The sequence below is a fragment of the Aurantibacillus circumpalustris genome, assembly GCF_029625215.1.
GTDB classification, from domain to species: Bacteria; Bacteroidota; Bacteroidia; order B-17B0; family Aurantibacillaceae; genus Aurantibacillus; species Aurantibacillus circumpalustris.
The window spans coordinates 978234-999435 of the sequence record NZ_CP121197.1 but is presented as its reverse complement, the minus strand read 5'-3'; the positions used below and the strand labels follow the sequence as shown (position 1 = coordinate 999435).

Annotated in this window: 22 protein-coding genes; 12 read left to right on the top strand and 10 right to left on the bottom strand. The window is 35.6% G+C overall.

All coding sequences use genetic code 11. The features are described from left to right. Positions 1–2: 2 nt before the first annotated feature. Positions 3–821, bottom strand: coding sequence for a substrate-binding periplasmic protein (locus P2086_RS04160; protein WP_317899175.1), 819 nt, complete (start codon positions 819–821; stop codon positions 3–5). Between the two features lie 263 nt (positions 822–1084). Here P2086_RS04160 and P2086_RS04155 point away from each other — a divergent pair, with 263 nt between their 5' ends. From P2086_RS04155 to cysQ, 3 genes are read left to right on the top strand one after another with little or no spacing between them, the layout of a single operon-like run. After that, positions 1085–1468 (top strand): rhodanese-like domain-containing protein, encoded by a 384-nt coding sequence (locus P2086_RS04155; RefSeq protein ID WP_317899174.1) that lies wholly within the window; start codon positions 1085–1087, stop codon positions 1466–1468. Between the two features lies 1 nt (position 1469). After that, entirely contained in the window at positions 1470–2117 is a 648-nt protein-coding gene (locus P2086_RS04150; RefSeq protein WP_317899173.1) for an alpha/beta hydrolase, read from the top strand. Continuing rightward, positions 2107–2928, top strand: coding sequence for a 3'(2'),5'-bisphosphate nucleotidase CysQ (gene cysQ, locus P2086_RS04145; RefSeq protein ID WP_317899172.1), 822 nt, complete (start codon positions 2107–2109; stop codon positions 2926–2928). Before P2086_RS04150 ends, cysQ begins: the two co-directional genes overlap by 11 nt. An 8-nt stretch (positions 2929–2936) precedes the next feature. On the opposite strand, the gene P2086_RS04140 is transcribed toward cysQ, so the two are convergent. The 6 genes from P2086_RS04140 to P2086_RS04115 all read right to left on the bottom strand — a co-directional run bounded on the left by P2086_RS04140 (position 2937) and on the right by P2086_RS04115 (position 8884). Beyond that, positions 2937–3482 carry a hypothetical protein gene (locus tag P2086_RS04140; RefSeq protein WP_317899171.1) on the bottom strand — a complete coding sequence of 182 codons (546 nt, stop codon included), beginning with the start codon at positions 3480–3482 and terminating at the stop codon, positions 2937–2939. Continuing rightward, entirely contained in the window at positions 3479–4648 is a 1170-nt protein-coding gene (purT, locus tag P2086_RS04135; RefSeq protein ID WP_317899170.1) for a formate-dependent phosphoribosylglycinamide formyltransferase, read from the bottom strand. The genes P2086_RS04140 and purT overlap by 4 nt, the downstream gene beginning before the upstream one ends. 28 nt (positions 4649–4676) lie before the next feature. Further along, positions 4677–5324: a hypothetical protein gene (locus P2086_RS04130; protein WP_317899169.1), complete on the bottom strand. Its 648-nt coding sequence runs from the start codon at positions 5322–5324 to the stop codon at positions 4677–4679. Between the two features lie 39 nt (positions 5325–5363). Then, positions 5364–6491: a CofH family radical SAM protein gene (locus P2086_RS04125; RefSeq protein ID WP_317899168.1), complete on the bottom strand. Its 1128-nt coding sequence runs from the start codon at positions 6489–6491 to the stop codon at positions 5364–5366. 121 nt (positions 6492–6612) lie between these two features. Further along, the gene (locus P2086_RS04120) at positions 6613–8460 is read right to left on the bottom strand and encodes a T9SS-dependent choice-of-anchor J family protein (RefSeq protein ID WP_317899167.1); all 1848 of its coding nucleotides are present in this window, start codon (positions 8458–8460) and stop codon (positions 6613–6615) included. Between the two features lie 70 nt (positions 8461–8530). Then, positions 8531–8884 (bottom strand): MmcQ/YjbR family DNA-binding protein, encoded by a 354-nt coding sequence (locus tag P2086_RS04115; RefSeq protein ID WP_317899166.1) that lies wholly within the window; start codon positions 8882–8884, stop codon positions 8531–8533. Positions 8885–9088: 204 nt separating this feature from the next. On the opposite strand from P2086_RS04115, the gene P2086_RS04110 reads away from it, so the two are divergent. The 8 genes from P2086_RS04110 to dprA all read left to right on the top strand — a co-directional run bounded on the left by P2086_RS04110 (position 9089) and on the right by dprA (position 16578). Then, a complete protein-coding gene (locus tag P2086_RS04110) occupies positions 9089–9892 on the top strand; it encodes a MotA/TolQ/ExbB proton channel family protein (protein ID WP_317899165.1) in 804 nt (267 codons plus the stop codon). 67 nt (positions 9893–9959) lie between these two features. Continuing rightward, positions 9960–10658, top strand: a complete 699-nt coding sequence (locus tag P2086_RS04105; RefSeq protein ID WP_317899164.1) for an ExbD/TolR family protein — start codon at positions 9960–9962, stop codon at positions 10656–10658. A 12-nt stretch (positions 10659–10670) separates the two neighbouring features. After that, positions 10671–11318: an ExbD/TolR family protein gene (locus P2086_RS04100; protein ID WP_317899163.1), complete on the top strand. Its 648-nt coding sequence runs from the start codon at positions 10671–10673 to the stop codon at positions 11316–11318. An 11-nt stretch (positions 11319–11329) separates the two neighbouring features. Next, positions 11330–12121 carry an energy transducer TonB gene (locus P2086_RS04095; protein ID WP_317899162.1) on the top strand — a complete coding sequence of 264 codons (792 nt, stop codon included), beginning with the start codon at positions 11330–11332 and terminating at the stop codon, positions 12119–12121. A gap of 72 nt (positions 12122–12193) precedes the next feature. Continuing rightward, the gene (locus P2086_RS04090) at positions 12194–12412 is read left to right on the top strand and encodes a hypothetical protein (RefSeq protein WP_317899161.1); all 219 of its coding nucleotides are present in this window, start codon (positions 12194–12196) and stop codon (positions 12410–12412) included. Then, the gene (locus tag P2086_RS04085; protein WP_317899160.1) at positions 12402–13400 is read left to right on the top strand and encodes a PstS family phosphate ABC transporter substrate-binding protein; all 999 of its coding nucleotides are present in this window, start codon (positions 12402–12404) and stop codon (positions 13398–13400) included. Before P2086_RS04090 ends, P2086_RS04085 begins: the two co-directional genes overlap by 11 nt. Positions 13401–13569: 169 nt before the next feature. After that, the gene (locus tag P2086_RS04080) at positions 13570–15300 is read left to right on the top strand and encodes a tetratricopeptide repeat protein (protein WP_317899159.1); all 1731 of its coding nucleotides are present in this window, start codon (positions 13570–13572) and stop codon (positions 15298–15300) included. A 171-nt stretch (positions 15301–15471) separates the two neighbouring features. After that, a complete protein-coding gene (dprA, locus tag P2086_RS04075) occupies positions 15472–16578 on the top strand; it encodes a DNA-processing protein DprA (RefSeq protein ID WP_317899158.1) in 1107 nt (368 codons plus the stop codon). Between the two features lie 2 nt (positions 16579–16580). Here the strand turns inward: dprA and P2086_RS04070 are convergent, their stop codons facing one another. Continuing rightward, positions 16581–17228, bottom strand: coding sequence for a class I SAM-dependent methyltransferase (locus P2086_RS04070; protein ID WP_317899157.1), 648 nt, complete (start codon positions 17226–17228; stop codon positions 16581–16583). A gap of 71 nt (positions 17229–17299) precedes the next feature. Here P2086_RS04070 and P2086_RS04065 point away from each other — a divergent pair, with 71 nt between their 5' ends. Further along, complete coding sequence (locus P2086_RS04065) at positions 17300–19513, top strand: RelA/SpoT family protein (protein ID WP_317899156.1); 2214 nt, start codon at positions 17300–17302, stop codon at positions 19511–19513. Here P2086_RS04065 and P2086_RS04060 read toward each other — a convergent pair. Together P2086_RS04060 and P2086_RS04055 are read right to left on the bottom strand one after the other, a co-directional pair. Next, entirely contained in the window at positions 19510–20067 is a 558-nt protein-coding gene (locus P2086_RS04060) for a WcaF family extracellular polysaccharide biosynthesis acetyltransferase (RefSeq protein ID WP_317899155.1), read from the bottom strand. The genes P2086_RS04065 and P2086_RS04060 overlap by 4 nt on opposite strands. Next, positions 20048–21202 (bottom strand): glycosyltransferase family 4 protein, encoded by a 1155-nt coding sequence (locus P2086_RS04055; RefSeq protein WP_317899154.1) that lies wholly within the window; start codon positions 21200–21202, stop codon positions 20048–20050. Before P2086_RS04055 ends, P2086_RS04060 begins: the two co-directional genes overlap by 20 nt.

Sequence of the window (21202 nt, the reverse complement as noted above, 5' to 3'; positions counted from 1 at the left end):
TGTTATTTTATCTCTACCGATTCTATTATTTCATATCCCAGATATTTTTCTAAAATCTGGTGGTACGATTTTGTGGATGTGAATCCAAATCCGCTTTCAAAAAATTCGTTTAAAGAACTTTTGTACAAACTTTCTTTCGGCATAATAAACCCAAGATATTCTTTTGGTTCGTTGAATACTTTCTGAATTTTTAAAAACTTAGACGGATTGTTTTTTAGGTACGCCCAGTAGGCAACAATATCAACGTAACCAAAAAAAGTGTGATCGTTGCTTATTTTTTCTAATACTTTATTTTGAGACTCAGTAGATTCTATTTTTAAGTTCGGTATAAATGTCCTTTTAATGCTGTTCATATACACCATGTGACTTGAATTATTCACCACCATAGCATTTAAACCACTGAAGACTTTTGTGACTTCTGTTTGGTTTTTTTCTTTGACAGTATGGACTTTCCCGGCAGTAATCAATACAGCCACATTCTGCAAATACGGCGCAGAAATAGAAACTTCTTTTTCTCTATCGGCATTAGTAGTTACCGAACCTAAACCAATTATTTTAGAACTACCATTCTTAACAGAGTTATAAAACGCACTAAACTCGTTATACGGTTTATAGTTCAGAACAAGGGTTATGCCTTTTTTCGCTTTTAACCAGTTGACATATTCCTCAATAATATCAATCTCTATGCCTCTCAACTTTCCTGACTCCAAATAGGCGTAAGGAAAATTTTCATAATAATTAATTGTTAGCGAATCCAGAGATTGCGTTTTTCCAACAAAAAATGAAAGTGTCAAAATAATTATTAAACTGAATTTTTTCATGGTTTATTTTTTTACAAATGTGCTTATTAATTCCCGTATATATCTCATTGCTAAAATTAAGCTTTGGGTACTAATATGTTAATAAGTATAAAAAACAAACTTGTATTTATCTCAATATTAGTGCTTTAAGTGGGAGGGCGGCTCTACTTAAACAAAAGTGGATGCTTTGTTTTTTTGCGTTTAATAAAGCTAAATTTGTAGTAGTAGACAAGAAGCTTATACCTTAAAATGTATCTTTAACTAAAATCTACTGAATTTTTAAAATGAAAAAACTTATTACACTTAGCCTTTTTTGCCTAAGCTTCACTTTAGGCGCACAAACTATTGTAAAAAATGTAGACGCCGTAACATTCAAAAAACTGATCGATGAAAAACAGTCGATCCTTATCGATCTTAGAACTTCAGATGAAATTAACTCTAAGGGAATGATAAAGGGGGCTCGCCAAATTGATTTTTTTGCAAAAGATGCTGAGTCGCAACTTTTAAAACTAGATAAGAAAAAAACGTATTTAGTTTATTGTGCGGGTGGCGGAAGAAGCGGAGAGTGCGTTGACCTAATGAAAAAGAATGGCTTTAAAGAAGTTGTAAATCTTGAAAAAGGTTTTGATGATTGGAAGAGAAAAGGATTAGAGATAGAAAAAAAATAATTTGGAGATAGTTTACACCATACCTGGATTAGGCACTGATAGAAATCTTTTTAAGAATATTTCCATACCTCAGCATTCTCTAAAAATACTTGAATGGCCTAAACCTGAACCCGCCTTTACACTCAGCGATTACGCAAAAACCTTCATTGATCAAATTGATAAGTCTACCCCAATAAACATGATGGGTGTTTCATTTGGAGGTATGTTATGTTGCGAAATTGCCGATTTAATTCAAGTGAAAAAACTTGTTTTGATCTCATCCTGTAAAACGAGAGAGGAACTACCCATTCGCATAAAATTTTTAAAAATATTTCCGCTTCATAAATTAGTAAGAGACAGTGGTTACCGTAAACTAGTATCCAAACTAAGTTGGTTTATTGGTTTTGAAAAAAATGATTTGTTTGAGTTTAAGCAAATGGCTCAATCAATGCCGCCAAATTATTTTAAATATTGTATTGATATGATTATTAATTGGCCGAGAAAATACAATTCGCAAACAATTTATCATATACATGGCTTGGCAGATCGTTTATTACCATCGAGTAAAATAAAAAATTTTGAACCCATAAAAAATGGTAATCATGCCATGGTTGTGTATAAAGCACATGAACTTAATTCTATACTAAAAAAAGTATTTAATGGACACTAAAGATCTTTTAAAACTTGCGATTAATGCGGCTTTTATAGCTGGCGACGAAATTCTTAAAATTTACAATACCGATTTTTACGTTGAAACAAAATCAGACAATACTCCAGTAACGTTGGCAGATAAAACTTCTGGTGAATTCATTACAAAAATATTGTCTGCCTCAAATATTCCCGTTATTAGTGAAGAAGAAGAGATTTTAGACTACGCCATACGAAAAACATGGCCTCAAGTATGGATTGTAGACCCTCTTGATGGAACAAAAGAATACGTGAAACGAAATGGAGAATTTGCAGTTAACATTGCCCTTGTAGAAGATAACAAACCTGTAATTGGTATAATTTATGCTCCTGTTGCTAAGGATATTTATTTTGGTTACAAAAATGGTGGTAGTTACAAAATAACCCAACACGATATGATTAGAGAGCTTTCTAAAAAAAATCTAATTGATCATCTTTTTGAATTTGCTAAAAAACTACCATCACAAAAATTACCCAAAACGTATACCGTTGTTGGAAGTCGTTCGCACCTTAGCAGAGAAATAAATGAACATGTAAGTAAATTAAAAAATTTATACGGAGACGTAGATATGATCAGCGTTGGTAGCAGCATTAAACAGTGCTGGGTTGCCGAAGGTAAAGCTCATGAATATTCACGTTATGGAACAACCATGGAGTGGGACACCGCTGCGGGGCAGTGTATTCTTGAAGAAGCCGGATGTCAACTTATAGACCTCGGTACAAATTTGCCAATGGTATACAATAGAGAGGAAATGAAAAACAATTACTTTATAGCCAAGTGCAAAACGTTTTAAACTAATTCTTACAATTTAATTAGTTTAGAAATCACATAATTCCCTTCAATTACCAATTGCTTAAAATTCTTGTGCTGTTTAATAATAATTTGATTTGTGTTATACCGCGTAATTCCAAAATCGTACTCAATCGCCTCATGCCCCTTTTTTTCTAAAGCCAGAAATACTTTTAAGTCTTGATCATTTAACGTTACAGTCTTTTCTTTTTCGAAAGCCCAATAAGGTCGTTCTCTTATTTTTAGTCCCGAAAACTTTTTGTTTGGAAAAACATTTAATGAGGAGGTATAGTAATTTGCATTATAACCCATGTCTGTTTTTACTAAAACATATTTTTCAGTAATCGTATATTTTTGAGTCTTACCAGTAAGGGTTTGACCTGAAGCCGTGGAAAGTTGTTGAACGGCTTCTTCCACATGGCACTGATAAAAAGTAAGTGAATCTCCTAATTTCAAATTATTGAATAAACTCGATGGAGCCAAATTAATAGAATCTGTTATTTGTGAATAACCCACAAAGTGTAAACAACTTACCAGTACAATGAATAAAAATCTCATGAATAAACTAATTTGATTTGCACAGCAAGCTTCATTGCCTTCTCTTTCGTTTTTATGACGTCTGCATTTACTTGATCATTACATAAAACAACCGCCATGCGTCTATATGGGCGTGTAGTTGGCTTATTAAATATTTTAATATCAGTATTGGTGTTTTTAAGCACTTCAACTACTCCTGTATAAGCAGGTAATCCGCCTTCTTTTTCTGCCAATACAACTGCTGACGCGCCTTGCTTTATTAATTCAATTTCAGGAATTGGTAATCCTAAAATTGCGCGAGCATGTAATTCAAACTCATTATAATTTTGTGTGTTGGCTAGAGTTACCATGCCTGTATCGTGTGGACGAGGAGATAGTTCACTAAAATAAACTCCGTTAGGCGTTAGAAAAAATTCAATGCCCCAAATACCAGCACCAGTTAATTCTCGGGTTACTTTCTCAGCCATGCTCTGAGCTTCCTTCAAATCCTTGTCGCTGATAGCACATGGCTGCCAGCTCTCTTGGTAGTCTCCACGTTCCTGCCTGTGCCCAATAGGAGGACAGAATAATGTTGGCCCTTCTTTTTGCGTTACTGTTAACAGCGTTATTTCAGAATCAAATTTTATAAACTCTTCAATAATAATTTCTTTGGAATCTCCGCGCGAACCTTCCATGGCATAGGTCCAGCTTTTTTCAATATCGGACTCTGTTTTAACAATGCTCTGGCCTTTACCGCTGCTGCTCATTAAAGGCTTTACTACACAGGGAATTCCAACTGCACTAACCGCCACTTTAAATTCTTCGAGCGTTGTTGCGTATTGGTATTTTGCCGTTCTTAAACCAAGCGTTTTAGATGCTAGGTCGCGAATTGCTTTTCTATTCATGGTGAAGTTTGCTGCTTTCGCACTTGGCACAACCGTTATTCCTTGTTTTTCATAATCATAAAAACGTTCTGTTCTTATGGCTTCAATTTCGGGTACAATCAAATCAGGTTTATGCTTCGTTACAATTTTATCCAAGGCATCGCCATCGAGCATATTAATCACTTCAAACGTATGAGCTACTTGCATGGCAGGAGCACTAGTATAGCTATCAACAGCAATAACATATTCTCCTAATCGCTGTAAAGCAATAACTAATTCTTTTCCGAGCTCTCCGCTGCCAAGCAGCATTATTTTTTTTTGCATTCTCTTATTAATCTTATTATAAATTCATTTATCTATTAAATCCTATGTTGCCATTTTCTGGATACTTATCATTAAAAATAGCATAAAAAGCATAACCTAGGGCTAATCCAATTGTTCCTCCTATTAAAGATTTTGTTTTTCGTTTCTGTCTCGCAACCCTTTCGTAACCGAGTATATAAGCATCGTCTTCGATATATCTTGGATTACTTACTGTGTTGTGTTTGATTTTAACTTTAGTAACACCGCTCAGAGCCATAAATCCGAATGGAGCAATAGGGGCAAAAAAAGTTCCCGTTGCTCCGGCCGCAAAGCCTATAAAAATTGACGTTGTTAATGCCCCCCTCGCTTTAAATCCTTTCCTCGCGTCACTTTCCCCTTTCATAAATAACCACATTTCATCGCGCGTAAACTCATTGTATATTGACGGATCTTGCACATAGTAATAGCGTTTATAACCGTCTGCAAATTTTACCATGTACAATTGGTTCATTTCGTAATGAATTTTTTGTAAATGTTTTTTTGGATTCATTATTGTAACCGTATTAAAAGTGGTGTCAATAACCTGTTTGGCAATAACAATTCCATTCATTAAAAAAATAGTGTCTTGTGCTTTTTGAGAGTAAGAAGGTCTTGAGAAAAACAATAATACGAGAACTATGAAAAGCTTTTTAAGCATAAACAAATGTAGTTTTTATATCTGTTTCCGTATTAAAAATCAATAATTTACTATTTGTTCTTCGATTCCTTCTGGCAACTCACGGTATTCGTATTGTTGATTCCGTAATTGAGGTTCGAACCCCGCATCTTGAATTGATTCTTGAATGGTTTTGTAAGTAAATCTATGTGGTGCTCCTGCAGCACTTACAACATTTTCTTCAATCATGATACTTCCAAAATCATTTGCGCCAGAATGTAGGCAAATTTGAGCTGTAGCCTTACCAACTGTTAACCAACTTGCTTGTATATTTTCAATATTTGGAAGCATTATCCGACTAAGTGCCAACATGCGAATGTATTCATCAGAAGTTACTGTATTCTTAACGCCTTTTACACGTTTTAATAAAGTACCATCATCCATAAAGGGCCAGGGAATAAAAGCTAAAAATCCTTTCGCGTGGGCGGGTTTTTGAGCCTGGACTTCACGTATCCAAACCAAATGTTCAAAACGTTCATAAATGGTTTCAACATGACCAAACATCATCGTAGCACTAGTTGTGATGTTCAGTTGATGGGCAGCCTTCATTACCTCCAACCATTCACGTCCTGTGCACTTCCCTTTACTAATTAAACGGCGAACACGGTCGTTCAATATTTCTGCGCCTGCGCCTGGTAAACTGTTCAAACCTGCTTCTACAAGCGCTTTTAAAACTTCTGTATGGGTGCTTTTTTCTAGCTTAGTGATATGGGCAATTTCTGGAGGACCGAGAGAGTGTAGTTTTATTTGCGGAAAATGTGATTTAATTTCTTTGAATAAATTAGTATAAAACGATAAGCCTAAATCAGGATGATGTCCGCCTTGCAATAACAATTGATCACCTCCGTATTTAATTGTTTCTTCAATTTTTTTCTTATACGTTTTTATGTCAGTTATGTAGGATTCTTTATGACCAGGTATTCTGTAAAAATTACAAAATTTACAATTCGCTATACAAACATTGGTGGTGTTTAGGTTTCTGTCTATTTGCCAGGTAACCTTGTTTGAGTTTTTCTTTTGAATTTTTTTTAATTCATTCGCAACAAAAGCTAGATCTGCGGTTGCTGCGTTTTCAAAAAGAAAAACTCCTTCTTCAATACTCAAAAAATCAAATTTGAGTGCGCGTTCTAAGAGTGAATCAACTGTCATAAATATTTAAGTAGGTTAACGAAACCTCGGTAAATTTACCAAATCATTTGTTTGAACAAGGTTAAAAAACAAAAAACCCGTTATAGCAAGCTATAACGGGTTTAATAATAGAATTACCAACTTAGTTTTTAACCAATTTAGCTGTTTTAACTAATTCACCGTTTGTGTTATATGCTTTAACAATATAAGCCCCTTTAGGTAACTCGCTAGTGTTAATTGTTTCTGATGAGTGTACCGCTGCATTCACAACAATTTGTCCAAGTGCATTATAGACAACCACATTTCCATCAAGTACGTTTATTTTGATTTCATTCGTAAAAGGATTCGGGAAGATAGCTGTTTCTTCAAAAGCATTATTTACACTAATACCAACCAGATTACAAACAATCACATTTACTGATACAACAGCCGAGCCAGTACAACCAGCAAGATCGGTTCCAATTAAAGTAAAAATTTTACTACCTGTTGTAGAAGAACTGTACGTTAATGGATTCGCGGTAGATCCAGCGCCAGCACCAGACCAAACATAAGTGTCAGCTCCATTGGCAGTTAATGTAACCTCATGGGTGGTACAAACAGTTGGAGAGGATTTTGTTGCCGTCACAGTTGGTGTTGGTTCTACTGTAAATACAACTGTACCAGAGGCGCTACATCCATTTAAAGCGTTCCCGGTGATTGGAAAATTCCAGGCTCCTGCAGAAGGTGTAGCGATGCTTTGAGGGTTACTTGAACTTGAGAGGTATGTGTAATTATCTGCTCCTGAAGCTGTAATTGTTATACTTCCTTGTTGCGAACATAAAACACTAGGCGAAAGTGCCACCGCCAAAGTAGGAGAAGCATTTACGACAATTTGTATTGTGTTTGCCCCATAGCAAGATGGAAAAGGCAAACTGCCAGTAATACCAGCAACAGTATAAATAGTAGTTGCGTTTGGCGTTACTGTAATGGCAGAAGTAGTTGCGCCTGTGTTCCACGAATAAGTAGTTGCTGAACTTTGCGCACTTAGACTAACTGTTGTGCCTGAACAAATTGTATTACTTGAACTTGCGATTATTGCAATAGATAGTTGCGATCCAATGGTAACCGTGCTTGTAACGGCCGGACAAGTTCCGGAGGTGCTTGTGTAAGCCAACGTATAAACCGAAGTTGAACCCGGCGTAACTACAACAGAAGAATTGTTACTTACTGTCGGAGACCATGTGTAAGTATAACCAGCAGCGCCGTCTATCGCATTCAAAGTTGCCGATCCGCTCGAGCAAATGGTATAACTTGGAACCGAAACGCCGCAAGGAAGTCTATATCTAACAGCATCCACGCCAACTAAACGGCTATTTACACCACCTATTCCTCCATTTGTAACAAAATATCTAAAAGCAAATCTTCCTGTTACAGTTCCGGTAACACCGCTAATAGGCAGGGTATAAACAGTCCATGCAAATGGATACCCATTTACACTGCCGTTACTAACGGCACTTGCGTTATTTGAGTTTAAATTCGGATTGATGTCTAACAACTGATCTGTGAAAGATCCTACATTTGTAGGTCCAGTTGGAATCACAGTATTACCTGTTTGACTCATTAGCACTTGTAAACGATCTGGATAAATATTTGGTGCCGTTTGATTAAGGGTTCGTGTTGCAAACTGCAAAATTGCGCCATTATAAATGGTCACCGTTGGAGTTATTAAAAACGCACTTATCGTTCCAGGTGCCGATCCGTTTACGGCTGTAAAATCAGCCATATAAAAATCATCGTTGTTTCCGTTATATGCAGGAATTGTTCCGTTTCCTCCGGTCTGATTTCCTTGAGTCCACGATGAAGCGCTCAAAGGCACGGTATTGTCAACCACTTGCCAACCATTGTTACCAATGTTAAACGGGCTAGTGAAGTCTTCAGAAAGAATCACCTGCGAGTTCATTGTAAACATTGAGGCTGATGCAATCAGTAATAAAGTAATTTTTCTTTTCATGATCATATAGAAGTTAATTGTAATGCAAAAATAGATAAATTTTGTTGACGAATAACAGATTACTTTTTTTTTACAAACCATTTAATTCTCTTAATTTTTTAGGTAAACTATTAACGATTAATTTATAAGAATCATCGATACAATTAAATACGACGGTTTTCGGTAAACTTCCATCACAAATGAGCGTGTTCCAATGCTGCTTATTCATGTGGTACCCAGGTATAATACAAGAATGCTTTTCTCGTAATTCAATGGCTTTATTTGGGTCGCATTTGGCGTTAAATTGCACTGGGCTGGCATCCAAACTTAACAGCAAAAAAATTTTATTTCCTACTTTAAACACAAGTGTTTTATCGTCGAAGGGGAAACTTTCTTCAACACCCTTTTTCAAAAAACAATAATCTCTGATCTCCTCTGCATTCATAACAATTTCTTAATACTAATTCCAAATATCCTGAAAATATTGCCAGATATAAAACAAAGCCCGTTTTATCTTAAAAAGATTGAAATATTTGCACTCAAATAGCGTTAAAACATTAAAAATCATTGTAAACTTATAATTTTTCAAAAGTATTTTACTAAGTTTGGCGTTCTAAATTTTAAACTAAACAATAATAAATAAAACAACATGAGCACAAAAAAAACATCGGGAGGTTTCCCACTAATTGTTTCGGCCTTAGCCATTGTAATTTGTATTTTAATCGGGGTTTTTATCTTTAAGAATATTTTAGGTGCTCCTTCTAATTTCGACGGCGGCGATCCTGATAAAGGACATCCACATAACATGTTAGGTACTATGTACAAAGGTGGTTTTATTGTGCCTATTTTGATGGGTCTATTATTAACTACAATCACTTTTGCAATTGAGCGCTTCATTACTATTATGAAAGCTAGTGGAAAAGGAAATACCGATAAATTCGTAGCTAAAATCAAAACTTTAATCTCTACTCACGATTTTGACGGAGCTATTGCAGAGTGTGATATACAAAAAGGCTCTCTGGCTAACGTGGTTCATGAAGGTATTGTAAAATATCAATTCGTTCAAGGTGATACTACAATGGATAAAGAAGAAAAAGTTGCTGCTATTCAAAAAGGTTTAGAAGAAGCAACTTCTTTAGAGTTACCAATGTTATCTAAAAACATGGTGGTTATTTCAACAATGGCTTCTATTGGAACTCTTGCGGGTCTAATCGGAACGGTTGTGGGTATGATTCGTGCCTTCTCTGCTTTATCAGCAGCAGGCGCTCCTGACACTTCAGCATTAGCAACTGGTATTTCTGAAGCACTTGTAAACACGCTTGTGGGAATTTTAACTTCTGCTTGTGCAATTATTTTCTACAACTATTTCAGTAACCGCATTGACCAAATTACTTACGCAATGGACGAAGCGGGATACTCAATTGTAAAAGAATTTCAGACTAGCGGTAAATAATTCTATCCCCAAAATTTGGGTTATGGAATTTTAATAAACTATTCATCACAATTAAAAAGCATTAGAAATGTCAAAAAAACCATCAAAAGGAGGAGCACCTGCGTTAGACATGACGCCTATGGTGGATTTAGCCTTCCTACTGGTAACGTTCTTTATGTTGACCGCTTCTTTTCGTATGGCAGAGCCTGTGGTTGTGGATCCCCCTTCCTCAATAGGACAGGTTGATTTACCAGATAATCACATCATGGTTACCATTGATGAAAAAGGAAGATCTTTTTTCGGAATAAGTAACTCTACTGCTAAAATGGAAGCTTTAAAAGAAATGGCAGCCAAATATCAAGTTAATTTTACCCCTGAACAGGTTGTAAAATTTAGCGGTCTGCCTAGCTTTGGAGTTGATATTAAAGACTTACCGGCTTACATCGACACAAAAGAAGACGATCGTAAAAAATTTAGAGGCCCCAGTGGCAAAGGTCAAACCGGCGTTCCTTTAGACACCATTACACCTAACAATCAATTAAAAGATTGGATAGCAATTGGAGGAAAAAAGGCTGTTGAAACGTATCTTGCCGCAAGAGACAAGGCTCTTGAAGCAAATCAGGAGTTTAAAGCTGAAAAACCCCGTTACGCTATTAAGTGTGACGCATCCACTAAGTACATTTATGTAAAGGATGTTGTTAAAACATTTACGGATCTAAAAATATACCAGTTCAACTTAATTACCTCTTTAGAGGGTGGTGGAACAGTAATTAATCCTACTAAATAAAAAAATTAACTAATGGCAGAAATACAAGAAGGCGGTGGCGGTGGCCACAAAGGCGGTAAAAAAAGAGCCAAAAAACAATCCACCCGGGTGGATATGACGCCAATGGTTGACTTAGCGTTTTTGTTACTTACGTTTTTCGTACTAACAGCAACATTTAGTAAACCAAAATCAATGGAGTTAACATTTCCAGCTCCACCTCCACCAGACCAAAAAGTAGATGAAGTGAAAAACGGTATCACATTTTTACTTACACAAGATGATCGCATTTTCTATTACGAAGGGCAATTTAGAGCGGCTGACGATGAAAAAGGTACTAAAACCGTGTTGTCTGAATTAAATTTTTCGCAGGGTAGCCTGCACAAATATCTTTTAGATAAAAGTAAAGTGATGCAAGATGCGATAAAGGCTTTAGATGCGCAGCACAAAAACAATCAATTGGCTGACACAACTTTTAAACGTTTGGTTAAAGAAAGAAAAGCGGACAAAGAATCCTACACTTATTTAATTAAAACAGACGATAAAGCAACATACAAAAACGTTATCGATGTTATTGATGAACTCAACATAAATGTGGTTGGTAAATACGTTATGGTTGATATTATAAAGCCTGAAATGGATTTGGTTAACGAAAAAATTGGCGCTACTAGCACTACTAACTAAAGGAGGAAAAAATGTTTAAAAGTTGGAATAATGTAACACTTGACGAACGTAACGACATTGTTTTTGAAGGTAGAAATCAAAGTTATGGTGCTTATGAACTACGAACTAATTACAATAAACGCGTTACCTATATTGTAGGTGGAATGATTCTGTTTTCTTTGGCTTTACTAGGACTTAAAAAAGTAATGGACAGGCCCAAAACGGAAGCGATAGCTGAAACCATTAAGGTTGAGCAAATTGATTTAACGCCACCACCGCCTGTTGACGAACAACCACCACCACCGCCACCGCCACCGCCACCACCAATGGTTGAGATGGTAAAGTTTACCCCTCCTGTAATTAAAGACGACGCTGTTGAAGAAGAGCCTCAAAAGTTACAAGAAGAAGTAAAAGAAACGCAGGTAGGTGTTAAAGATCAAGAAGGGGAACAAATTATTGCCCCACCTTCTGTAGATGTTGGTCCTGGTGAACCTGCGGCACCTGAAATTTTTACAATTGTGGAAGAACAAGCTGAATTTCCTGGAGGTATTGCCGCTATGATGAAATTCATGCAGCAAAACACACAATATCCTAACATGGCTCGTGAAGCGGGAATTAGTGGGAAATGTTTTCTTAAATTCGTTGTAAACGAAACTGGAAGTATTAGCAATGTAGAAATTTTAAAGGGCGTTCCAGGCTGCCCTGATTGTGATAAAGAAGCTATAAGAGTTGTGAAATCAATGCCGAAATGGAAACCTGCAAAAATGACTGGACGTGCAGTAAAATGTTACTTCAACGTTCCTTTCAGTTTTAAAATCCAATAAGGTTATTTTAAACGCATTAAAAGCCACAACCTTTTTTGTTGTGGCTTTTTTTATAACAAAACAAATTAAAACATGAAACTCGGATTAAACTTTATTGCTGTTTGGTTTGGCATAATTATGATAATTGTTGTGTTAGGTGGTGCAATTGCAATTGCCTTCACAGATGTTTTTAGTGATCGCCTTTTTGGCCTTAAACGCGTGTTCTTTGTTTTCATGCTGATTGCTTATGCTGTATACAGAGGATTCAGACTTTATCATTTATTAAACCAAAGAAAATACCGTGGAGAGTAAAAATTTCTTTTATATAAAAAATTCTACTTTTTTGTTACTGCAACGCGGCGTGATTTACATTTTAATTGGTTCTGTTTTTCTAGTTCTTAATTCTTGCTCTGATTATTACAAAAACGATTATAAAGACAACTCTCCTACCTCGGGTAAACTAAAAGTATACTATGATGAAGGACTTGCTTTACACATAAAAAATCAGGTAACTACATTTGAGTCGCAGTATCCCAATGTTGAAATAGATCTATATCAAACATCTGAAAACGAAGCGGTACAAGCTTTATATAACGATAGTTGCGAAGCTATTGCGATTTCACGATTATTGACTGAGAAGGAGAAAAAGGCCTTTGCTTCAAAAGATTTTTTTCCTAACTATTCAGCTGTGGCAAAAAGCGGAATTGCTTTGATAACAAACGTGAATACTTCTTTAAACTTCTTATCCTATGAACAAATTGTTGAGCTGCTTAAGCAACCATATTCTTTTAAAGATAGTTTAGGAAATTCATTTACGCTAAATGTTTTATTCGACAAAAACAATTCAGCTGTACTCCACTATATGATGGATTCTATCCTTAAAGAAACTAAGCTCTCGGTTAATTGTAATATTCTTAATTCAACTTTGGAAAGCATAAATTATGTTGCTGAAAATAAAAATACTGTTGCTTTTATTGATTTTGCCTGGCTCAGCGATGTTGATGACTCGATATACAAAGCGAATAAAAATAAAATAAAATTTATTGGTATTAGTAAACCCTTTTCTTCCACATTTGAATGTCCAAACCAAAGCAGTTTTAAACTTAATAATTATGCATTCACCCGAACAGTCTATGTAATTCGAAAAACTGGCGACTTTACACTAGCAAAAGGATTCGAAAGTTTTGTCGCTGGGCCCAAAGGTCAGTTAACTTTTCTAAAGCAAGGATTATTACCGAATCGCCAGTCTGAAAGAGCTCTGAATATCAAAATGGGAGGAGAAACGACCTCTGAGCAGTAATAATATCTTAAAATACCTTAAAAAGTAGTTAAGAAACTGCATTGGCATAGGCTTTGCAAACACATAAATACCTATTTTTAATGTTTTATTTAACAAGAATTTTGCGTTTTGTTAGGATTAAGGATCACTATTAAGAATAACGAACATTTCGCATATTAAAAAACAACTTATGAAAAATTTATTTTACGCAGCAGGATTTGTAATGATTAGTTTATCAGGAGTTAGTCAAACACTTCAGGAATTAATTACAAAAACAGACAATGAAAATTTCGATTTAGCTGCTGCTGGTTACAGAAAACTAATCGCTGCGGATCCTTCAAAAGGTGATGTTTACTTTTATTATGGTGAAAACTTCTACAAAAGCGGTGATATTGATAGCGCAAATATTTATTACGGAAAAGGTGTCGAAACGAATGCTACCAACCCTTTGAACTACGTTGGATTAGGAAAAGTTTTGTTATCGAACGGTAAAACTGATGATGCAAAAGCACAATTCTTTAAAGCGATGACGCTTGGCGCAAATAAAAATGCTGAAGTTTTACGTAAAACAGCCGAAGCCTGGTTAGTAACAGATACTAAAAATGCAGACGAAGCAATTACTTTAGCTAACAATGCTATTAAAATAGATCCGAAAAATCCAGCTAACTACATTGTTCTTGGTGACGCGCAATTAGAGAAAAACCCTACAGATGGTAGCGCTCCAATAAAGAGTTATAAAATGGCATCTATGCTAAATCCAAAAAGCACCAAAGGTGTTTTACGTGAAGGAAAGCTTTATCAAAGAGGTCGTAATTATCCACTTGCACTTGACTATTACAAAAAAGCAATAGAGATTGATCCCGCATTTGCACCAGCTTTTAGAGACATTGCAGAAATATATACTCTCGCAGGCCAACCAGCGCGTTCTATTGAGAATTGGAAAAAATACCTTGAATTAAATAATAGCGATTATGCGCGTTACCGTTTTATGAGTGCCCTTTTTTCAAACAAACAATACGCAGAAGCGGTTCAAGAATATGAAGGTTTAAAAAAGGCTAATTTTGATAACGTTTATCTTGAGCGCCTTGCTGCATACAGCTATGCAGAAATGGGAAATAAAACCGATACTTCCGCATATACAAAAGGATTAAAAGCAATAAATAAATTTTTTGAAACAGCTGGTCCAAAATTTAAATACATCGCCGATGACTATAAGTACAAAGGTGTTTTATTGTCTCAAATTGGCCATGATTCATTAGGAGTAATAGAAATGGAAAAAGCTATTGCTCTTGATTCATCTTCAAGTGGTGAAATTTATGGAACTCTTGCAAATATTGCGGCAAGAAATAAAAACTATGATAAAGTTATTTTATTCTCAGAAAAAAAAGCTAAGCGCGATTATAAAAATCTTAACATAAATGAGTGTTTTGATCTTGGTAAAGCTTATTACTTTACCGGAACCGGAAAACAAAGAGAGGTAAATGAATTAAGAGAGGCTCTTGCCAAAAAGAAAAAACCTACGGATAGTCCTGAATTAAGTGCAAAAGACGAAGAAATATTTTCCTGTTTTGCTAAAGCTGATTCTGCCTTCAAAAGGTTAACCGAATTAAATAGTACCTGGCCTTGGGGGTTTACGTGGAGAGGCCGCGCTAACGCGATAATGGATCCTAAAGCAACAAGCGACTCAACTAAAGTATATTATGAAAAAGTGATAGCATTAGTAAAACCAGAAGAAACAACCAGTACTTATAAAAATAATATTATTGAAGCGAATGAATACCTTGGCTATTATTATGTAACTAAAAAAGATGATGCAAAAGCTAAAGAATATTGGATGAGAGTTAAAGAACTAGATCCTGCTAATGAAAAAGCTAATAACTACTTAAATCCTAAAAAGCCCCAAGCGGCTCCGAAAAAATAAAAAAAAGCCCTTTGCCAAATCAAAGGGCTTTTTTTATAGAGTTTCTTCGGTAAACACCCCTTAGCCTTTCTCATTTCTTATGCTCCAGAATGCTACAAAACAAAGCAAGGAGGGCGTGCTAAATCAGTTAGATTTGCTCTTTTAACCCATAATACAAAACCATCTCCTTGTATGCCTGAAGACTTGTTATATCAAATTGGCCTTACGCTTATTGATGGGATTGGTGATGTAAACGCCAAAGCTTTACTTGCGTATTGCGGAAGCCCGCGTGAAGTGTTCAAACAAAAAAAATCGCACTTACAAAAAATTCCGGGAATTGGCGAGATCACCGCCAAATCTATTTTTGCCAGTCAATCGGTCTTAACAAGGGCTGAAAAAGAAATTACTTTTATAGAAAAATATAAAATAACAACCTTGTTTTTCACCGACGAGGATTATCCTTCCCGTTTAAAGTATTGTAGCGATAGTCCCATTTTACTCTACTATAAAGGCAATGCAAACCTCAACTGCGAAAGAATTATTGGTGTTGTTGGTACTCGAAAACCAAGTGATTATGGAAAACAAGTCACAAAAGACCTAATTGAAGGGTTAAGTGATAGCGGTGCTTTAATCGTCAGCGGTCTTGCGTATGGCGTTGACGTTTTGTCTCATAAAGCTTCATTGGAAAATAACTTACAAACGGTTGGTGTTGTTGGTCATGGTTTAGATAGGATTTATCCGCAGACACATGATAAGATCGCTAAAAAAATGATCGGTAACGGTGGCCTATTAACAGATTTCATGAGTGAAACAAATCCTGATGCCGTCAACTTTCCGAAACGCAATAGAATTGTAGCTGGTTTATGTGACGCACTCGTGGTAGTAGAAAGTAAGCGCACTGGCGGAAGTTTAATTACTGCAACAATTGCTAACAGTTATAACAAAGATGTTTTTGCGTTCCCTGGCAATGCCGGTGAAGTTCTTTCAGAAGGATGTAATGGTCTCATAAAAAGAAACCGCGCGGCTTTAATTGAATGCGCCGAAGACTTGCTTTATGCCATGCAATGGCAGGAAAAAGATAAACCGAAAGGAAAATCTAAACAAGTCCCCCTGCTCTTAAATCTTTCTGAAGAAGAAAAAATAATCATGAATTTGTTTTCTGAAAAAAAATCCATTCATGTGGATGAAATTTGTCAAGCCGCACAATTACCGGTAAGTAAAACCTCTGCTTACCTTTTACAGCTCGAGTTCAGCAACCTTATCCGGAGTAAACCAGGAAAACACTATGAATTAATGTAAAATTATTCTGTCTTACCTTTGATTTTAAAAAGTAAAGCTTCTGTATAAAATCTGGTTTTAAACGTTCTAACCAACTCTATTCCCTCTCTTCTAAATGCTTCGGAGTAAAGAGGATTCATATAAATAAACCAAGTTTCTGCAAAGGTTGAAGACAAAATTCTATCCAAAACCTTTTTAAGTATTTCTTCATTAAATGGATTGAATAAAAAGTAAACGCTTGGCGCGTTTTTGTATTCATAATCTAACGCGTTTGATTGAATAAATGCTATTTGCGATTCTTTTCTTTTTTTTAAATAACGCGCAACGTTATTTTTCGAATCACTTACTAACACTTCATCCATCTCTATGCCGCTAACATAATTAAACCCATTGTATTCGGCCATAAACACTGCCCTTCCTTTCCCACTTCCAATATCTACAAACTCTAAATTATTTATGTCTTTTATTTCTGAAAATATTCTAAACAGCACTTTGTAACTTGCGCCTTGATAGTGAAAAAATTCTTTTGAATTACTTTTTTTTATACGTGAAGTTTTAATTCCGAAAAAACGTTCGTTAACCTGCTCGGCCCGTAAAAGTTGTATGGTGTTGTAAAGCCCCCTTAAAAAAACAGACCGAAAAAAGTAGTACAGATAAATTACAATTTTCAATATATTGGGTTTTAAATGTTGTGTAAAATTAATACCTTCATGTCTATATTCCCAACAAATATGTTGTAGGTATGCAAATTGACTTAGAAGCAGAGAGAAAAGAGATACTTAAACGCTACAGGCAACTCATAATAGCCTGTAAACGCAGGCTGGTTGAAGGCGACAAAGAAATTATCCGTAAAGCTTTTGAAGTGGCTGTAGAGGCTCACAAGGAAATGCGCCGAAAAAGCGGAGAGCCTTATATATATCATCCTATTGCCGTAGCTCAAATTTGTGCTGAAGAAATTGGTCTCGGCGGTACGGGAATTGTATGTGCGCTCTTGCACGATACTGTAGAGGATACCGACCTAACTTTAGATGACATTAAAGGTCTTTTCGGAGAGAAGGTAGCGCAAATTATCGACGGGCTGACCAAAATTTCAGGCGTTATAGACAATACTTCGTCTATACAAGCGGAAAACTTTAGAAAAGTCCTTCTTACCATGAGTGAAGACATCCGTGTTATACTTATTAAACTGGCGGATAGACTTCACAATATGCGTACGCTTGAACACATGAAGCGTGACAAACAAATGAAGATAGCAAGTGAAACACTTTTTCTTTATGGTCCTTTGGCGCACCGCCTCGGCTTAAATACTATAAAAACCGAACTTGAAAATTTAGGCTTAAAGTATACAGATACGGAATCATACAATGAAATTGAGCTCCGTTTAAAAGAAAGTGATCCGGAGAGAAAACGTTTTATTCTGAAATTTATTGAGCCTCTGAAAGAAATCCTGAATGAACAAGGATTAAAGTTTAAAATATTCGGGCGTCCAAAATCCATCTTTGGTATCTACAATAAAATGAAAACAAAACATGTTTCTTTTGAAGAAATATATGATCTGTTTGCCATTAGAATTGTAATCGATTCGCCTGTTGACCAAGAAAAATCGGATTGCTGGAAAGTATATTCTATTATAACCGATTTTTATCACCCAAGTCCCGAAAGACTCCGCGACTGGATTAGCACACCAAAAAGCAATGGTTACGAAAGCCTTCACACAACCGTTATGGGTCCTCAAGGTAAATGGGTGGAAGTGCAAATACGCACTACCAGAATGGATGATCTGGCTGAGAATGGCTATGCGGCACATTGGAAGTATAAAGACAGTGCTGCTGAAAAAGAAAGCAAACTTGAAAACTGGTTACTTCGTATACGCGAAATGCTTGAAAATCCAGATCCTAATGCGCTTGAATTTATTGACGATTTTAAACTTAATCTCTTTAGCGACGAAATGTTTGTTTTCACTCCTAAAGGAGACATGAAAACACTCCCAGTTAATTCAACAGCGTTAGACTTTGCTTTTGAGATTCACACTAAAGTAGGTGAACATTGTATTGGCGCAAAAGTAAATCATAAACTCGTTCCACTAAGTCACGAATTGTCGAGTGGTAATCAAGTAGAAATTTTAACCAGTAGTAAACAAGTTCCGAAAGACGATTGGCTAACTTTTGTAATTACCGCTAAGGCAAAATCTAAGATCAAGAATAACTTAAAAGATCAGCGGAAAAAAGTTGCAGAAGATGGCAAGGAAATTATAAGTCGCAAATTTCATAAACATAAGCTTGATTTTAATACTCAAAATATCAACGAGTTTTGCAATTACTTGAAGTTACCTTCGTCACAAGAGCTTTATTACCGGGCTGCTCTAGGTAATGTAGACGTAAAAGAAATAAGAGATTTCGTAAAGTTTAGAGAAAGCCCCGTTAAAAAACGGAAAAAAATTGAGGCTACAAAACTCGAACAATTGGTTACAAGCGCACGTGGTAAAACAGATATGCTTGTAATTGGAGACGATCTTCAAAAACTAGACTATAACCTTGCTCCTTGCTGTAACCCTATTCCAGGAGATGATGTGTTCGGTTTTATTACTGTTGGTGAAGGAATTAAAATACACCGTGTAAACTGTCCTAATGCTATAAAATTACTCTCAAACTATGCTTACCGAGTTGTAAAGGCTAAATGGGTAAACGATCAGCTTATTTCATTTTTAGCAGGTCTCAAAATTACCGGTACCGATGAGTTAGGAATAGTAAACAACATCACCAAAGTTATCTCTAATGAAAACAATGTTAACATGCGTTCAATAAATTTTGACACAGATGATGGATTGTTTGAAGGAACTATTATGATTTATGTACACGATACTAAGCACTTAAATCATCTTATTTCTAATTTAAATAAAGTAAAAGGAGTGAATAGAGTTGAACGCATAGATGAGAAACAAAAAGAAACTGTTTAGTGTTTAATTTCTCTTTCCTTAAGCTTTTTTGCTGGATTTCCTTGATAAATCCAATTAGCCTCGATACTGGCCGTAGCAACACTGCCAACCGTTAGTAAACTATTGCTTCCTAGTCTAACTCCAGGGCAAATAACTGTTTTAGCACCTGCCCAAGACCCTTCTTCTAAAGTAATTTCACCAACAAGAAGATCAAAAGATGTTTTTTTATAATTGTGATTACCGCATAATAGCAATGCGCCTTGCGAAATACAGGAATGGCTTTTTAAGGTTACCTTGGCCAGATTGTCTATCCACACCTCTTCGCCAATCCAAACGTGATCACCTATTACAAGCCGCCAAGGATATTTAATAGATACATGTGGTTTAATAACTAAACCTTTTCCGATTTTAGCGCCAAATAAGCGTAATAAAAAGCGTTTGGGTCCATAAAAAGGAAATGGCGAACGGAAGAAACACAAATTAATCGTGTACCACATAACGCGGTATATTAGGTTTTTTCCTGGTTTATACCAATCATTATTAAACTTAGATAGATCAGTTTTTAGTTTGCTCATTAAATAAAGTTTTGTATTGCTTAACAATAAGTTCTAAGTCAATTTTTTTACTAATATAATTAATTGCTTCTCGACTCTTTTTCGTAAATTCCTCTTGATTCAAAATCGCACAATTGACAATACAATCAATAAATTTTTGTTTGTTATCAAGACTAATTGCGTAGCCAGCATTGTTTTCTTCCAAGTCGTTCCAAGGAGTTTGATCACTAATTATAACAGGGCAGCCGCATAGAAGACTTTCAACGATTGAGTGTCCGAAATTTTCGTTTAGAGTGGGAAGAAAAAGACAATTATAATCTCGAATTATCTTTTGAACTTCGTTAAACTGAAGCTCTCTTTGATATGTAACGCTTACATTCGGCGGCAGGTTCCCTATCATTTCTTTACAATAATTCCAATACTCTGAATCTTCTAGGTTTCCATAAATACTATATTCTATAGTATATTTTTCAGGAATATCCTTTAATACTTCCAACGCAAAATGTAAATTTTTAACCTTAGCGATTCGTGATAAATAGAATAGTTTTAGATTGTTGATGTTTTTACTGCTCTTATTCAGTATAACTGAACCAGAATTTACATTTGGCGCAATACAGGTTTTTGCATTCGGAAATTTTTTCAAAATATCTTCTTTCTCCTGCTTTTGAGTCGCATGAAATAAAATATCAGAATATAATCCAGAAATTCTAGTAAGCCACAAGTAAACACTTTTCTTGAATGATTTGAGTCCTAAAGCTCCCTTCCCAAGCATCCCTCTGGGGGCAAGAACTATTGTAGAACTGATTTCATTGCTTTTTTTAAACCGAACAATATTTATGGAGAAATTAACCGACCAGAAGCTATTTAAATAAATAATTTTCGGGTCAATTTCTTTTAAAAGAGATAACAAATTATTTGAATTTAATTTTTCTTTACCAAAGTAATAATAATGAACCTCATCTTTGATAAATAATTTATTTGACTCGATTTGTTCGTACTCTGAGGTTTCTCCAAGATCGCAGTTTGTTGTAATAATATAAAAATCAAAGTATTTTTTTAATAGGCTCACTAAAGAATATACTGATCTCACTGGTCCGCCAGCCTTTGTTCCAGGAAGGAACCAATCAATTAAAACGCATATTTTCGGTTTACTCAA

Excerpts from the sequence above, each read along its gene's own strand:
- P2086_RS04160 (WP_317899175.1), bottom strand. The coding sequence starts at position 821 with ATGAAAAAATTCAGTTTAATAATTATTTTGACACTTTCATTTTTTGTT.
- P2086_RS04155 (WP_317899174.1), top strand. The coding sequence starts at position 1,085 with ATGAAAAAACTTATTACACTTAGCCTTTTTTGCCTAAGCTTCACTTTA.
- cysQ (WP_317899172.1), top strand. The coding sequence starts at position 2,107 with ATGGACACTAAAGATCTTTTAAAACTTGCGATTAATGCGGCTTTTATA.
- P2086_RS04140 (WP_317899171.1), bottom strand. The coding sequence starts at position 3,482 with ATGAGATTTTTATTCATTGTACTGGTAAGTTGTTTACACTTTGTGGGT.
- purT (WP_317899170.1), bottom strand. The coding sequence starts at position 4,648 with ATGCAAAAAAAAATAATGCTGCTTGGCAGCGGAGAGCTCGGAAAAGAA.
- P2086_RS04130 (WP_317899169.1), bottom strand. The coding sequence starts at position 5,324 with ATGCTTAAAAAGCTTTTCATAGTTCTCGTATTATTGTTTTTCTCAAGA.
- P2086_RS04125 (WP_317899168.1), bottom strand. The coding sequence starts at position 6,491 with ATGACAGTTGATTCACTCTTAGAACGCGCACTCAAATTTGATTTTTTG.
- P2086_RS04120 (WP_317899167.1), bottom strand. The coding sequence starts at position 8,460 with ATGAAAAGAAAAATTACTTTATTACTGATTGCATCAGCCTCAATGTTT.
- P2086_RS04115 (WP_317899166.1), bottom strand. The coding sequence starts at position 8,884 with ATGAATGCAGAGGAGATCAGAGATTATTGTTTTTTGAAAAAGGGTGTT.
- P2086_RS04110 (WP_317899165.1), top strand. The coding sequence starts at position 9,089 with ATGAGCACAAAAAAAACATCGGGAGGTTTCCCACTAATTGTTTCGGCC.
- P2086_RS04105 (WP_317899164.1), top strand. The coding sequence starts at position 9,960 with ATGTCAAAAAAACCATCAAAAGGAGGAGCACCTGCGTTAGACATGACG.
- P2086_RS04100 (WP_317899163.1), top strand. The coding sequence starts at position 10,671 with ATGGCAGAAATACAAGAAGGCGGTGGCGGTGGCCACAAAGGCGGTAAA.
- P2086_RS04095 (WP_317899162.1), top strand. The coding sequence starts at position 11,330 with ATGTTTAAAAGTTGGAATAATGTAACACTTGACGAACGTAACGACATT.
- P2086_RS04090 (WP_317899161.1), top strand. The coding sequence starts at position 12,194 with ATGAAACTCGGATTAAACTTTATTGCTGTTTGGTTTGGCATAATTATG.
- P2086_RS04080 (WP_317899159.1), top strand. The coding sequence starts at position 13,570 with ATGAAAAATTTATTTTACGCAGCAGGATTTGTAATGATTAGTTTATCA.
- dprA (WP_317899158.1), top strand. The coding sequence starts at position 15,472 with ATGCCTGAAGACTTGTTATATCAAATTGGCCTTACGCTTATTGATGGG.
- P2086_RS04065 (WP_317899156.1), top strand. The coding sequence starts at position 17,300 with ATGCAAATTGACTTAGAAGCAGAGAGAAAAGAGATACTTAAACGCTAC.
- P2086_RS04060 (WP_317899155.1), bottom strand. The coding sequence starts at position 20,067 with ATGAGCAAACTAAAAACTGATCTATCTAAGTTTAATAATGATTGGTAT.